Annotated in this window: 1 protein-coding gene and 1 pseudogene; both read left to right on the top strand. The window is 46.6% G+C overall.

Annotation, left to right across the window (positions count from 1 at the left end):
- Window positions 1-121, top strand: a pseudogene (locus R7O13_RS24540) (heme A synthase); the annotation flags it as partial.
- A complete protein-coding gene (cyoE, locus tag R7O13_RS24535) occupies window positions 114-1,022 on the top strand; it encodes a heme o synthase (protein ID WP_318304893.1) in 909 nt (302 codons plus the stop codon). The pseudogene R7O13_RS24540 and the gene cyoE, both read left to right, overlap by 8 nt.
- Window positions 1,023-1,057 lie beyond the last annotated feature (35 nt).

Raw genomic sequence — 1,057 nt, 5'->3', positions numbered from 1 at the left:
CGCAGTGGCTCATAACCTGGGTGCTGCAATCATGTTGAGCCTGATTTGTGTAAGTCAGTTTTATTTGTGGCAAGGAAAAGCCGATTGGAATTATGCAGTGAAAGGAGTTCGCTATGAGTAAAGAAATTGCGTTAACACTCGATAGTCGAAAGCGTCTCGGCTCAACGTACTTAAAACTGACTAAACCTAAAGTTGTCGCGCTAATGTTAGTCACCGCCATTGTCGGCATGAGCTTGGCTCCGGTCACTGATTTTCCTTGGATTCAAGCATCCATCGGATTGATTGGAATAGGACCAATGGCTGGTTCTGCCGCGGCATTTAATCATCTTATTGGCCGCAGAATTGATGCAAGAATGGCTCGTACTCATACGCGTCCTTTACCGTCGGGAGATACCAATCCCTTGTCAGTTGCGATTTTTGCCGTGGCAATAGGCGTGGTTGGTTTTGTACTCCTATATGCTTGGGTAAACGCGCTCACAGCGTGGATGACGTTTTTGAGTTTACTGGGCTATGCGGTGGTTTACACCATGTATTTGAAGCGAGCAACGCCGCAAAATATTGTGATTGCTGGCATTGCCGGTGCGATGCCGCCACTCTTAGGTTGGACTGCGGTGACGGGCGAGCTGCATGGGAACGCTTGGCTATTGGTGATGATCATCTTCATCTGGACACCGCCGCATTTCTGGGCTCTCGCGATTCATCGAGTTGAAGATTACCGCAAGGTCGATATTCCTATGCTGCCGGTAACCCACGGTATTGAATACACCAAAACGTCGATCTTACTTTACACGGTATTGCTCACATTGGTGTGCGTGATGCCTGTATTGGTGGGGATGGTCGGTTTTATCTATCTCTTTTCAGCATTGCTGCTTAATGCAGGTTTCATTTATCACGCGTGGAAACTCAAGTTTGCACCCGAGCCTAATAGCGCGATAGAAACATTTAAGTTCTCCATTTATCATCTGTTGGCGCTGTTTGTTGCGCTCCTAGCCGATCACTATATTGGAATGGTGTTGCAGTAAGCGAATAACTTAATGGTATATCTGCTAATAAAAAA

It is taken from the genome of Vibrio sp. Y176, assembly GCF_033438945.1.
Note: the sequence above shows the minus strand (reverse complement) of the source record. Positions and strands in the feature narration are given on the sequence as shown.